10 protein-coding genes are annotated in these 13,105 nt (G+C 69.0%); 2 read left to right on the top strand and 8 right to left on the bottom strand.

The annotated features are described in order from the left end of the window. Positions 1–676: 676 nt before the first annotated feature. Positions 677–1,327: a GNAT family N-acetyltransferase gene (locus tag FM076_RS34480; RefSeq protein WP_345945376.1), complete on the top strand. Its 651-nt coding sequence runs from the start codon at positions 677–679 to the stop codon at positions 1,325–1,327. Positions 1,328–1,567: 240 nt separating this feature from the next. Here the strand turns inward: FM076_RS34480 and FM076_RS32320 are convergent, their stop codons facing one another. From FM076_RS32320 to FM076_RS32290, 7 genes are all read right to left on the bottom strand, one after another. Next, on the bottom strand, positions 1,568–2,869 hold the full coding sequence (locus FM076_RS32320; RefSeq protein WP_173874363.1) for an erythromycin esterase family protein: 1,302 nt from the start codon (positions 2,867–2,869) through the stop codon (positions 1,568–1,570). A gap of 140 nt (positions 2,870–3,009) precedes the next feature. Then, positions 3,010–3,648, bottom strand: a complete 639-nt coding sequence (locus FM076_RS32315; protein WP_173874362.1) for a CatB-related O-acetyltransferase — start codon at positions 3,646–3,648, stop codon at positions 3,010–3,012. Positions 3,649–4,045: 397 nt separating this feature from the next. After that, the gene (locus FM076_RS32310) at positions 4,046–4,654 is read right to left on the bottom strand and encodes a dihydrofolate reductase family protein (protein WP_173874361.1); all 609 of its coding nucleotides are present in this window, start codon (positions 4,652–4,654) and stop codon (positions 4,046–4,048) included. 347 nt (positions 4,655–5,001) lie between these two features. Beyond that, entirely contained in the window at positions 5,002–5,751 is a 750-nt protein-coding gene (locus FM076_RS32305; protein WP_173874360.1) for a TSUP family transporter, read from the bottom strand. 145 nt (positions 5,752–5,896) lie between these two features. Next, positions 5,897–7,261, bottom strand: coding sequence for an MBL fold metallo-hydrolase (locus tag FM076_RS32300; protein WP_173874359.1), 1,365 nt, complete (start codon positions 7,259–7,261; stop codon positions 5,897–5,899). 295 nt (positions 7,262–7,556) lie between these two features. After that, positions 7,557–8,279, bottom strand: a complete 723-nt coding sequence (locus tag FM076_RS32295; protein WP_243274702.1) for a rhodanese-like domain-containing protein — start codon at positions 8,277–8,279, stop codon at positions 7,557–7,559. A gap of 352 nt (positions 8,280–8,631) precedes the next feature. Further along, a complete protein-coding gene (locus tag FM076_RS32290) occupies positions 8,632–9,204 on the bottom strand; it encodes a helix-turn-helix domain-containing protein (RefSeq protein WP_173874358.1) in 573 nt (190 codons plus the stop codon). A 380-nt stretch (positions 9,205–9,584) separates the two neighbouring features. On the opposite strand from FM076_RS32290, the gene FM076_RS32285 reads away from it, so the two are divergent. After that, positions 9,585–11,078: an MDR family MFS transporter gene (locus FM076_RS32285; protein WP_173874357.1), complete on the top strand. Its 1,494-nt coding sequence runs from the start codon at positions 9,585–9,587 to the stop codon at positions 11,076–11,078. Positions 11,079–12,087: 1,009 nt separating this feature from the next. Here FM076_RS32285 and FM076_RS32280 read toward each other — a convergent pair. Next, the gene (locus FM076_RS32280) at positions 12,088–13,056 is read right to left on the bottom strand and encodes an SDR family NAD(P)-dependent oxidoreductase (RefSeq protein WP_173874356.1); all 969 of its coding nucleotides are present in this window, start codon (positions 13,054–13,056) and stop codon (positions 12,088–12,090) included. Positions 13,057–13,105 lie beyond the last annotated feature (49 nt).

Raw genomic sequence — 13,105 nt, 5'->3', positions numbered from 1 at the left:
CCCAGAGCGACCTAGCGATCTAGGGATTTAGCGATCTGCCGGCACTCCGTCGACGCCTCGGACCTCGAACCGGTCCGCGCAAGGGAGACCAAGGGGGTGCGGTCGGGAACGAGGCGCCTGGCCGCGCAAGGCGGGCTTGCTGGTCGAGTCGGGCGCGGCAGAAGGCATCCGACTCGGCCAGCGCATCGCAGAGCGCCGGCCACGCCTCGCAGGGTGGAGGCGCATCGGGTGGAGGGCCGCCGCACATGGGGGCGACACGGACATCGAGATGGTGGTGGGTGACCGACTGCGAGCCCGCCTGCGCGCAGACGCCAGGCATGCGCGGTGCCGGGCTGCTTCCGGTGGCGGACCACTCCAGGACCTCCACGGCCTGGCTCGGCTGAGGGACGGCCGCCGACTCCGCGGTGCGCGGCGATGTCCGTGTCGGTGGAATCGGACAGGCCGGCATCACGCCGCCAGGGGCGACGCGTGGAGGGACGTGAACGGTACTCTCTCTCGCTTCGTCTCCCTCCGCACACCACGCGACGCAGCACGAACAGTGCGGGGGTGCCGCGGATCGGCAGAAGAGGTCGGCATCCTCCAGCAGACAGGTGCTCTGCGTGGAGATGCCGAACGACCCGAGTGTGGCGCGAGCCCGGTCAGGGGGCGGCGGGGTGGAGGGCAGGAGACAGCGCCGGTGCCGGAATCGGTGTGGCTGGCCACGCAGGCCGGCAATACCGGTGGCACGGCAATCGGTCGTCTGGGAGAAAGAACGGGATACCCAACCGATTCCGTGAGGCTTCCCGTGACGATCGCATGGCGCAGACTCGACGAGTCCGACTTCCCGCAGCTGAGAACGTGGCTCCTCCAGCCTCATGTCGCACGCTGGTGGAACCACGAGACCTCGCCCGAGGCGGTCGCACGCGACTTCGGGCCGGCGGCCCGGGGCGAGGAGCCTTCGGAGGACTTCGTCGTCGATATCGACGGAAACCCGGTCGCTTTGGTGCAGCGATGCTGGTTCGCCGACTATCCCCAGTACCTCGGCGATCTGAGGCCCCAGGTGGAGGTTCCCGAGCAGGCGATGACGGTCGACTACCTGATCGGTGACCCGCAGCTGACCGGCCGGGGGCTCGGCACGCGCATCATCCGAGCTTTCGTCGCGGCCACCTGGACCGATCACCCTGAGGCGGAGAGCATCATTGTCCCCGTCCACTCCGCGAACCGCGCCTCCTGGCGGATGCTGGAGAAAGCGGGTTTCCACCGCTGCACGGAGGCTCTCCTGAAACCCGACAACTCCATTGACGACCGCCTGCACTTCGTCTACCGCGTCGATCGCCCGACCGGCTAACCGCTCCCCGCCAACCCCCCAGGCGCCCCGAAAGACAGCCCTCTCCCCCGACGCGCCGGGAGCGGCCTCACCCGAGCCGACCTGTCGGCTGTCTCCACGGCCTGCTGACAGGCGTGCACCGCCGAGAGCTCATGCTTCCCAGGTCCCGCACCTTCCGGCCCCCCTCGCCACCCGCCACAGCCCCGTCGAGTCGTGGTGGGCAACAGCCATGGCGAAGGCCCCCGGTGCAAGGGGCCCGTCTCACATGTTGCCGAGGTTGTCGGCAACGGTGGAGGCCGGGGTGTAAAGGATGGCATCGAAGGCGTCGAGGATGGGGGTGTGGAGGTAGGCGCTTTGTATCCGGATGCGGTCCGGGCCCGGGGCCAGGCCGGCATCTGCCTGGGCCGCTTGCGTGCGTGCCGGGTGGAGTCCGGCGATGCTGAGCCCGAGTTGCGCGTCGGCGAAGGCGGCTTCGATGCTTCCCGGCTCGGCCGGCTCCAGCGCGGTGGCCTCGATGGTGAAGCCGAAGGGTGTGTTCTCGTCGCGGGGCATGTCTGCGGTATGCCCGGTGGTGCTCGTCAGGCCGACGGCGAAGTAGTCATCACCGAGCGCGCCGTGCAGATGCTGTCCCATGGGGAGTGCTGTGGTGTGGCCGTTGAAGGAGACCGGTGTCTTCTGGATATGGGCGTTGTGAGCCGCCAACACGACGCGGGTCCCGGGTTCGAAGCGCTCCAGGTGCCACAGGAGTGACTCGGCCATGTAGACGTCGCGGGCGGAGGTGTCGGCGGCCGGCCCTTTGCCCGCGAAGAGATCGGCCATGGCGCGGAAGGTGTAGTCGGCGTGGCAGGCGCCTTCGAGCCGGCGCAGGGCGATGTCGTAGCTGTGCTGGTCGCCGCGTGAGACGTACAGCGGTTCCACGGAGCGGAACCGGATGAGCAGGCGCGACAGCTTCGCGCTGAGAGCATGCTGTTCGGCGGTGGGCAGACGGGCCCACCTGGGTGCGGCGACGGCCCCGGAGCCACTGGCGAATGTTTCGGCGATCCGCATCGCCTCCTGGACGACCGGCAGGGTTTCGGGGTCGGTCCGGCGCAGGTAGTCGGCGACCGGGGCCAGGGCGGGGAGCAAGGACCCGCCGGCCGCGGGGATGTCGACGCCTGCGAAGCGCACCGGTGTCGAGGCGGTGCGGTTGTACCGGCGGATCCAGCGCAGCGGCTCGTCGACTCCCACGGGGATCGCCCCGGCGAGGTCCGCGGACAGCTCGTCATCGGTGCCTTCCCCCTGGGCCCATGCGTCGAGCGAGAAGCCTTCGCTGAAGCCGTACTCGAAGGCCAGGACGGTGAATCCGCAGCGCTCGACCAGGAAGCGAAGGATACGCGCGCGCATGGCCGCGAACTCATCGATGAAGTGGGAACTCTCACCGATCGCGACGACACGTGCGTTACCGATGATGGCGCGCAGCGGTTCCAGATCGTCAAGTGGTGCCTCGGGGTTCAGATGGTCGAGGGCGACGGCGTGGGTGCTAAGCCAGTCGGTGAACGGGTCGTGGCGGGGTGAATCAGGCATACGGACAGCTCATCTCCCGGTACTGGAGTGGTGGGGCGCGGCGAGGCAAGCGGATCGCCGCGCGGGTCGTCATCGGCCGGGTCGGCTCGGCGGTCCGTGGCCTGCTGGGTTGGTGCGTCCTGACGTTCGGTTTCCCGCTGCTACGGCGCCACGTCTTCCAGGTCGTCGATGGTGCCGGACATGATCGTGCGGATGTGTTCGGTGAGGTGCTGGAGCGGCCAGTCCCACCAGGCCAGGGCGAGGAGGCGGTCGATGTCGGCGTCGCTGTAGCGGCGGCGGATGAGGCGGGCGGGGTTACCGCCGACGATGCCGTAGTCGGGCACGTCGCCGACGACGACGGAGCCGGAGGCGATGACGGCTCCGTGCCCGATGCGGACGCCGGGCATCACCATGGACCGGTAGCCGAACCAGACGTCATGACCCACCACAGTGTCGCCTCGTCCGGGCAGGCCGGTGATGAGGTCGAAGTGCTCGGACCAGGAACCGCCCATGATCGGGAAGGGGAACGTGGAGGGGCCGTCCATGCGGTGGTTGGCACCGTTCATGATGAACCGCACGCCCTCGCCCAGCGCGCAGAACTTCCCGATGACCAGCTTCTCCGGCCCGTAGTGGTACAGCACGTTGCGCGTCTCGAAAGCGGTCGGGTCATCGGGGTCGTCGTAGTAGGAGAAGTCCCCGGCCTCGATCAGCGGTGAGGTGATCAGGGGTTTCAGCAGCACCAACCTCGGCTGCTCGGGCATCGGGTGCACCACGGCCGGGTCGGCGGGAACAGGCGGCATCACGGATCTCGTCCTTCCTGCGGATCACGCAACTAGTGCAACGTATGCCGCGTCAGGACCCTGTCACAACGACGACGTTCCGAGCAAAGGTATTCAGCGATGGCTCCCGCAGGCCCAAGGCCGGATGGCACCCGTCCGCCTTCGGGCCGCCGTCGGCCCGGAGGCCGCACCGCCCGGATCCGTCAGCACGTGATCGACGCGGTCATCGCCGAGTTCGGCGAACACGGGTATGACGGGCTCAGCACCCATGCCGTCGTCGCAGCCGACGGCGCCTTCGCCGAGCGCCGTCAGCACGCGGTGGCTGAGCGGGACCTCAGCAGTGTCGGCATCCCCCACGCGCCGAACCCTCGGCGTGCCGACCCGCCGCGGGCGAGCCGGCGTCGAACACGAGAGGGCGTCACTGGCCGGCTCGGCCTTCCCCAAGGCTCGACGGACCGGCCGGCTGACACACCACCCGGTAGCGGAGGTGGACGACTTTCGAGCTGAAGGTGCGGGTCTCGACGAGTTCGAGGTCCACCCGGCGCTCGTGCTGGGGGAAGAACGGAATGCCGCCGCCGACCAGCACCGGGTGGATCCGGATCCGGTACTCGTCGATGAGCCCCAACGCGGCCGCCTCGGCGGCGAGCGTCGCGCCGCCGATCGCGATGTCGCCGTCCCCCGGCTCGGCCCGCCAACGCTCGATCTCTTCCGCCAGGCCGCCTGAGGCCAAGCGGGCATTGCCCTGTACCGCCGAAAGCGTGGTGGAGAACACCACCTTGGGGAGCCGCTTCCAGATCGCGGCGAACTCGAGCGTCGAGAAGTCGAGCGAGGGATTCTGGTCGGCGGTCTCCCAGTACAGCATTGTCTCGTACAGCCGTCGTCCCAGCAGGTGGACGCCGGCCTCTCGCACCTCGTCGGTGGCGAAGCGAAAGACCTCCTCCAGGGGCGCCGTCCAGTCGAAGCCGCCGTCCGGCCCGACGATGTATCCATCGAGTGAGACACCCATCGAACAGGTCACGCTGCGCATCAGAAGTCCTCCTCGGTGCCGGGTCCGACAGTACGACCGCCGGACGCCGCAGAACTCATCGCGGCTCGCGACATCTCTTGGGCCGAGTCACCCTCGCGAGGTCATGGTGTGTGGTGTGAGCAGCGCAGCGGACGCTTCCCGCCCGGTACGGGGAAGCGCCCGCTGTCACCGGCCCGTCAGGTCTGCTGTGAGGCAAAGGTCAGTGGCTCTTCGCGGCAGCACGACTGCTGCCACGCCGCGCGTCCTCGATGCGCCCGCTGTCCATGGGCAGGACGGCACCACCCACCACAGGGTTGCCGAGCGGATGCGGGCCCGGCTGGAGATGCCGGCGTCGAGCTGAGTGGTGGTCAGGTCACGGCCGCAGCGAGCATGAAGGCGGCCACGGCCAACAGGACGACCGCGAAAGCGCGCTGCAAGCGGGGCCCGGAGACCTTCGCGGCCATGCGCTTGCCGTCCCAGGCGCCCAGGATCGCGGCGCCGATGAACGGGCCGGTCGTCGCCCAGTCGAGCGAGGCAGCGGCGCCGGAGCGAGTGGCCAGAGAAGCCAGCGAGTTGGCCGTGATGACCAGCAAGCTGGTGCCGACGGCTGCCTCCATCTCAAAGGCCAGGACGGAGACCAGGGCGGGGACGGCGAGGAAGCCGCCGCCTACACCGAGCAGCCCGGTCAGGGTGCCCAGGCCGGCTCCGGTCCCGGCCGCCTTGCCGAGCCGTACGTCGCCGCCTCCATGGCGGGTGGCCCCACCGGTCCGGAGCATGGCGACGGCGGCGACAGCTGCTACAGCGGCGAAGGCGGTGGTGAGGAGCGCCTGGGGCAAGTGGGCGGAGGCTGCTCCGGCGGCGGCCGCCGGGAGGATCCCGGCGGCCGCGAACGCCGCTCCCGCCTTCCACCGCACGTGGCCTGCCCGGGCGTGCGCGTACAGGGCGGTCAGGGAGGTCACGGTGACGATGATCAGGCTCGCGGTGACGGCCGCGGCGGGGGTGAAGCCGAGCAGGTAGATCAGCGCCGGTACAGCCAGGACGCCGCCGCCGCCACCGAGGGCGCCGAGGGCGAGACCGACGACGGCTCCGGCGGTCAGGGCCAGGATGAGGGCGGTCACGCTCTGATCCCGCTGTGTCCGAGCCCGCCCAGTGGTGCGGCATGGTCGCCGCTGACGCGGATGCGGGCCTGTTCGGTGTCGGGGCTGCGATGACCGCGGAGGGAGAGGGACATCAGTGCCTTCGTTGTGCGGGTGGGCAAGGGAGTCAGGGGCGGGTGAGGTTCAGGCCCGCGTCGAGGGCGGCCTCGAAGCCGTCATCGACGGCGACGACCTTCCGTCCGGTCGCGTCCAGGAGGGAGGCGGCGATTGCCGCGCGCATGCCGCCGGCGCAGTGCACCCACACCGTGCCGCCGGGCACCTCGCCGATCCGGCCGTGCAGCTCGTGGAGCGGAATGTGCACGGAGCCGGTGATGAAGCCGTTCGCACGCTCGGAATTCCGGCGGACGTCCAGGACCACCACGTCCTCGCCGCGCTCGCGTGCCTCGGCGAGGGCGGTGAAGCGGGCACGGGGGAAGGAGGCGAGCTGTTCTCCTTCGCGTATCCAGGCGGCCGGGTTTCCGGTGGCGGCGGCGGCCGGGCGGTCGATGCCGACCCGGACCAGCTCCCGCTGGGCGTCGGAGATCTGCGCCGGGGTTTCGGCGAGCAGGGTGACCGGCTTGCCCCACGGGATCAGCCAGGCCAGGTAGGTGGCCGGCTGGCCGGTGCCCTCGAAGTTGAACGACCCGGCCACATGGCCGTCCGCGAAGGCGGTCCGGCTGCGCAGGTCCACCAGCCACTCGCCGGCTGCGAGCCGCTTGGCGATCTCGTGGGCGTCGGCGGGCTCGGGCGGGGTCAGGTCGACCGGCGAGGGACCGGCGGCGTTGGCGGGACCCATGTGCGCGTAGTAGGCGGGAACGTCGTCCAGCCCGTCCAGGAGCCGCTTGACGAAGGTGTCCTCGTCCAAGGTGAGAGCGTCGTTGCCGGCGCGTTCCTTGCCGATCGTGGTGGCGTCGCCTTCGGCCTGGGAGGAGGAGCAGAAACTGCCGAAGCCGTGCGTGGGCAGCACGGGCACCTCATCGTCGAGCGTGGCCGCCAGCCGGTGAGCGGAAGTGTGCTGCGCCCGGGCCAGTTGCTCGGTCAGCCGGGGGTCGACGAGGTCCGGACGCCCCACGGTGCCGATCAGGAGCGAGCCGCCGGTGAAGACCGCTACCGCGTGGCCGTCCTCCTCCAGCACGTAGGAGGTGTGGTGCGGGGTGTGGCCCGGAGTGGCGATCGCCCGCAGCACCAATTGCTCGTCCACCTCGACCGAGTCGCCGTCCGAGACGGGGGTGCGGGAGAAGGAGACGTCGGCGTCGGCCGGGACCAGGTACCGGGCGCCGGTGAGGCGGGCCAGTTCCAGCCCGCCGGTGACGTAGTCGTTGTGCAGGTGCGTCTCCGCCACGTAGGCGATGCGCACCCCGTGCCGGGCGGCGGTGGCGATGATCTGGTCGACGTCTCGCGGCGGATCGACCACGACCGCTGTGTGCGAACCGCCAGCAAGGTAACTGCGGTTGCCCAAGCCCGCGAACTCCAGGGTGTCGACGAAAAACATGGTACGGCTCCTGCTGGGAATGGTGTAACCGGGTAGCCGGGTGGAATGTGAAGTCTGGGAAATTGGGGGGGCACCGCCGCCTGACCGCGCCCCCGTCGTGTCACAGGCGCGCGCTGCTACGAACTGCTCATGGCGCCAGCGCCTCGCGTCATCGCTCTCTGCGGAAACGGCGGCCGGGATTTTCAGGATTCTCCCGGTGGGGCGAGGCGGGCGGCGGCCCGAACGCCTCATACGGGCGGGCGGGCGGCTGGCCAGCCGGCCGGTACGAGGGTTGTCCGCCGGTCGTTGTCCGTCCTCAGGCCTCGCGCACCGCGGCTTCGGCGCGGTCACGGTTGTTCTCCGCTCCCCCGCGGTCGGCGCGGGTGACCGGCAGCCCTGCCGCTTCCCATGCCTCAAGGCCGCCTGCCACGCTGAAGACGGCGGTCCGGCCCGCGCGGATCGCCCGCGCACCGCCTTGCACGCTGCGAGAGCCCGTACGGCAGACGAAGGCCAGCGGGCCGTCGGGCAGGTCTGGCAGCGAGGCGGGCAGCGTGCTGAGAGGAGCGTGGACGGCGCCGGCCGGGTGGCGTACTGCCCATTCGTCGTCTTCCCGGACATCGACCAGCGTGAGTGTCCCGTCCGCGACCTGACGGTGCGCCTCGGCCGGGGACAGGGCCTCGGGTGTGTGTCCCTGTCCGGGGGCCGGGCCCTCAGCAGGCAGGACCGTGCGGATCGCCTCATAGTTCGAGGCATGGGCGACGGCTATCTGTTGTCCCAGCATCGGGCACACGTTCATCGCCTTCTCCCAGTGAGAGGTGGATTCCCATTCGGCCACGTTCACCAGGGAGAATCTGCTGCCGGGCACGATGGTGCGGAACATGTACGTCCGGATGAAGCCGGGCTGAGCGGCCATCACTTCCGCGGCGTCCTGCCATGCGGCAAGGTATTCGCTCTCCTTCTCCTCGTCGATCTCGATAGGAATGATCACGACATGACGATTTTCCATCTGCTGCCTCCCCGGCTGTTTCGCCTGCTGCATGCCGCTCAGGCCGAAGGAGTGTCCCGGGGAAAGGAGAAGGGGACACGGCCGGTTCCAAGAGGTACCGGCTTTCGGCTGTGAGCCAGCGCTTGCTGGACGCAGCCTGCGCGCACGGGTCCAGGGGCAACAAATATTCTTGCTGAAGCGGCAAGGCGTGGTGAGCGGCACAGCGGGATGCGGGCAGCTCCGGAGGGGCGTGTGACCCGACACGAAAGGCAGCCTTGCCAGAACAGCATGAGATTGGCCGCATCCGTGGTGACGTCACACCCTGGCAGATGGTGACATCACACTCTGACGGCATGCCCCGCAAGGCTCCGGCCACCGGCGCCCCCCACATTCCCCGGCGACCGGGTCAGGTGCTGCGGGCCCTCAGATGGGCCCGTTCCCCCTGGCGTCCGAACAGAATGAGGAGTTCGACGGCCTGGTCGCCGTCGGCGCCGAGCCAGTGCGGCACATGCGTGTCGAACTCCGCGGCCTCACCTGGTTTCAGGCTCAGGCTCTGGTCACCCAGCAGCAGCCTGAGCCGCCCGCCGAGCACATAGAGCCATTCGAACCCCTCATGGGTCTGCAACTCCGGCTCGGCATGAGACGTGGGTGGAATGAGCAGCTTGTACGCTTGAACGCCGCCGGGATCACTGAGCGGCACGAACGTCCTGTCCCCCCGGACCACCGGACGCAGATGAATGCGCGGGTCTCCTGTTCGGGGCGCCCCGACGAGGTGGTCGAGGGGCACCGCGTAGATCTCGGCCAGTGGCAGCAGCAGCTCCAAGGTGGGCTTGCGACTGCCGCCCTCCAGACGAGACAGCGTGCTCTCGCTGATCCCGGTCCGCTGGGAGAGTTCAGCCAGCGTGAGTCCGCGGCGACGCCGCAGCTCCCGCAGCCGGGGCCCCACCGCTTCCAGAACATCCTTCTTCGCACTGTTCACACCTGGATGCTGCCGAAACAGCACGGCGTTTTGCAATACGAGCCGGGCAGGGCCCGGCTGGGAGTGAGGGCGACGGCTGCGGCCATGCGGTGGCGCAGTGGCTGCTCGCGTAGCCCCATGGGCATCGACTGACCCCGGGGTTACGCATACGGCGATGACCCGGCGGGTGCCGGCCTCCTCGCGCTCGCGGCGCCCCACCGGTGCGGACCCTGTCCCGGCGTGGGGCGTACCGAGGATACCACCTTTCGGTTGACCGACCTTAAAAGTAGAGCAGTTGCATTTATTGAGTCGGTGTGCTGTCCTGGCGTGGCGGTCGCGAGGTCGCCGTACACCGCACTTCCACTTCTTGATCATCCAATGCCCGAAAAGAGTGATTCGTCATGTCTGCAGCTCTCCCCTCCGCAGACCCCCCAGCTGTGCCGAAGAACGTGCGCTGGGTGCTGCTCGGCGTCATGCTCGCGATGCTGCTCTCGATGCTCGACAACATGGTCGTCAGCACAGCGATGCCGACCATCGTCGGCGACCTCGGCGGGCTGGAGCACATCTCCTGGGTGGTGACCGCCTACACGCTCGTCACCGCCGTGACCACGCCGGTCTGGGGCAAGTTCGGTGACCTGTTCGGGCGCAAGCGCATGTACCTGGCGTCAACCGCACTGTTCATCGTCGGCTCGGCTCTGTGCGGAGCCGCCCAGTCGATGACCGGACTCATCGCCTTCCGCGTCGTACAGGGCGTCGGTGCCGGCGGCATCGGGGCGGGAGCCTTCGCGCTGATCGGTGCGCTCGTGCCGCCGCGTGAGCGCGGCAAGTACCAGGGCATGACCGCCTCCGTCATGGCCATCGGCACCATCGGCGGCCCACTGCTGGGCGGATTCATCACCGGCCACTTCGACTGGCGCTGGGCTTTCTACATCAACCTGCCGCTCGGTCTGATCGCCCTGGTGTGGCTCGCGTTGATGCTCCACCTGCCCGCCCAGCGCATCAAGGCCCGTATCGACTGGGCCGGCATCGCGCTTCTCACCGTCTCCATCACCGCGGTCGTCCTGGCAGCGACCTGGGCCGGCACCACCTACGCGTGGGGCTCCTGGCAGGTCATCGGCCTCGGCACCGTAGCCGTGCTCGGGCTCAGCGCGTTCGTCGCCGTGGAGAAGCGGGTCAGCGAGCCGCTGCTGCCCCTCAGCGTGTTCACGAACCATCGCAACTTCCCGCTCGCGATGGTGTTGATCCTCGTCGCCGGTGTCGTCATGTTCGGCGCGGGCCTGTACCTCCCCCTGTTCCAGCAGACCGTGCAGAGCGCTTCGGCCACCAACTCCGGACTGCTGATGCTGCCCATGGTGATCCCCGTCGTGATCGTCTCGACCATCGCCGGCAAGATCATGTCGGCAACCGGCCGGTACAAGATCTTCCCCGTCCTCGGCGCCGTCTTCCTCACCACGGGCATGGGACTGCTCACCACCATGGACACGCACACGTCCTCCTGGCTGACCAGTGCCTACATGGTCCTCGTCGGCATCGGCCTGGGCTTCTCCATGCAGATGGCCGGCACCATCGCGCAGAACAGCGTCCCGCTGCGCAACATGGGCGCCGCGATGAGTTCGGTCAACCTCTTCCGCACTCTGGGCGGATCGCTCGGCGTCGCCGTCTTCGGCTCCCTGTTCACCCGCGCCGTCCAGCCCGTGCAGCCCGCCGGAGCCAAGGACGTCTACCTCCAGGCGGTCGCCACCGGTACCAGCCACATCTTTCTGACCACCGCCATTCTGTGCGCGCTCGCCTTCCTCGCCGCCCTCTTCGTCATCGAAGTCCCGCTGAAGAAGGCCGGACCGCCCACTTCCTCGACCGGCTCCAGCAAGAGCGCCCTCGCCACCGCCGCCGACTGACACGGCGTACGGCACCGAGGGACACGCACACCGACGCCCTCCCGTCGCCCCCGTCAGGGGTGCTCATGGAGGCAGCAGCCTCTTGATACGCAGGCGGCCCGCCCGAAAAGCTTCCGGGCGGGCCGCTTTGTGCCCACGGGCGGTTGCGGACCCGAGCGCCGTTCTCCAGGTACCGGTGCGGCCTGCCGAGGGAGGGGGAACAGCCGGACCGGGAGCACCGGCACCTCGCAGCCATGCCCGAAGTATCCGCCCCCGCCGGGTTGTCGGCGGAGGCCGGGATCACTCGGTCGGGTTGTCGGCGATCCGGTCGCGGTGCGGGCCGAGGGCGGCAAGGTTGGACTGTTGGCGCATCTTTGCGAGTGCGGCGGCTACGACGCAGAGCGTATGTGCGCTCCGGTCGACGTGTGCGGCACCCCCGGACGTCAGGCAACTGGCCTAGCTGGTGCGCCGCATCCGCCAAGGGCGGCCATGGCGCGGGGTGGGATGCCGGTGCATATTCGTGAAGCGTCCTCGCCGTAGGTGACGTCCCGCAAGTGGTGCAGGGCCGCAACCGACCAGTGTTACCGGGCGAGTTCGTCGAGTTGTGGTGGGCAGACCTGCTCGGGCAGCAGGCCGGTGATCGCGTAGACGGTCTTGGCCTCGGCCTTGCCGGTCCTTGCGGTGGGTGCGCCGGCGCTTGACCTCCATCGCCTGGACCGCGTGCGCGAAGAGCAGACCTGGCCGGACGGTGCAGACCTTCAGGCAGCGGACCTCACGGCGGCCGTGTCCGGCCCCGGTAGTACGGGCCTGCGGCGGAATCGGCTTCCATGGCAGGCACCGCAGCTGCTTGCGCAGCTTCTTCTGGTTGCCCTTCACGACCAGGAGGTGGTGGCCGCCAGCGGTGATGACGTGCTCGGCGTGGGCGCGCTGGGTGTGCGTCGCATCGGCAGTGACGACGACGCCGCGAAGGTCGATCCGTTCCAGCAGCGGGGCGGAGGCGGCGAAGCCACTTGCTGTGGCGTCGAGAGGGTCAGACGCGGAGTAGGTCGGTCGAGACCCTCCAGAGGCGCTTGGCGGTCTCGGGATCGAGCGCCCATTGCTTGACACCGTGCGGATGCTGCGCGAGGTCGGCGTCGTTCGTGACGGTGTAGGCCTCTTGTGAATCGTCAAGGTAGTGGCCTCCGGAGTGCGCGAACTCCGGGGCGACGGCCGCGACGATGCTGGTGGCAGCCCCCTGCTCGACCGTTTTGTACGTGAAGACTCCGGCGGCTTCGGCCGCATCGAGCGACTCCTTCTGCTGCCTGGTGAAGTTCCGCTGCAGTCCCGTCGCGACACCGCCGGGATTCACCGCATTGGCAACGATGCCGTCGGACGCCCAGAGACGAGTCGCCTCGACGGCGAAGAGTGAGTTCGCCGTCTTCGACTGGGCGTAGGCAATCTGCGGGTCGTAGCTGCGACGCTCGAAGTGGAGGTCGTCGAAATCGATGCCGGAACGCATGTGCGCCGTCGAACTGACCGAGACGATCCGTGCTCCGTCGCGGTCGGCCGCCCCCAGGGCCAGGGCGTCATGAAGGCCGTTGGCGAGGGCGAAGTGGCCGAGATGGTTCGTCGCGAATTGCAGCTCCCAGCCCTCACGTGTTCGTTCGAGGCCACCAGTGACCACGCCCGCGTTGTTGATCAGCAGGTGAAGCGGGCCGCCCCACGCGTCAAAGAATCGCGTGACGGTGGTCCTGTCGGCGAGGTCGAGCCGGACGACTCGGGGCCGTATCCCTCCGGTCGACTTCGCGATCGTCTCAGCGACGGCGTCACCCGCAGTCGGGTTCCGGACAGCGAGCGTCACCTCTGCCCCGGCAGCGGTCAACGCACGAGCCGTCTCGGTCCCGATTCCCGAGGAAGCTCCCGTCACGATTGCCCGGACACCGGTGAGGTCGACGCCCCGCAGTACCTCGTCCGTCGTGCTGGAGGCGGTGAAGGGGGTGGAGATCCGTGCGCAAGTCATGGCGGCGACTATACTCAGTAGACTTGATTTGTATAGTACGACTCTCACT

This window comes from Streptomyces albus subsp. chlorinus (assembly GCF_013302895.1).
Taxonomy (GTDB): domain Bacteria; phylum Actinomycetota; class Actinomycetes; order Streptomycetales; family Streptomycetaceae; genus Streptomyces; species Streptomyces chlorinus.
Note: the sequence above shows the minus strand (reverse complement) of the source record. Positions and strands in the feature narration are given on the sequence as shown.

Coding starts and splice junctions, on each gene's coding strand:
- FM076_RS32315 (WP_173874362.1), bottom strand. CDS start 3,648: ATGCCGCCTGTTCCCGCCGACCCGGCCGTGGTGCACCCGATGCCCGAG.
- FM076_RS32295 (WP_243274702.1), bottom strand. CDS start 8,279: ATGCAGCAGGCGAAACAGCCGGGGAGGCAGCAGATGGAAAATCGTCAT.
- FM076_RS32280 (WP_173874356.1), bottom strand. CDS start 13,056: ATGACTTGCGCACGGATCTCCACCCCCTTCACCGCCTCCAGCACGACG.
- FM076_RS32310 (WP_173874361.1), bottom strand. CDS start 4,654: ATGCGCAGCGTGACCTGTTCGATGGGTGTCTCACTCGATGGATACATC.
- FM076_RS32300 (WP_173874359.1), bottom strand. CDS start 7,261: ATGTTTTTCGTCGACACCCTGGAGTTCGCGGGCTTGGGCAACCGCAGT.
- FM076_RS32320 (WP_173874363.1), bottom strand. CDS start 2,869: ATGCCTGATTCACCCCGCCACGACCCGTTCACCGACTGGCTTAGCACC.
- FM076_RS32285 (WP_173874357.1), top strand. CDS start 9,585: ATGTCTGCAGCTCTCCCCTCCGCAGACCCCCCAGCTGTGCCGAAGAAC.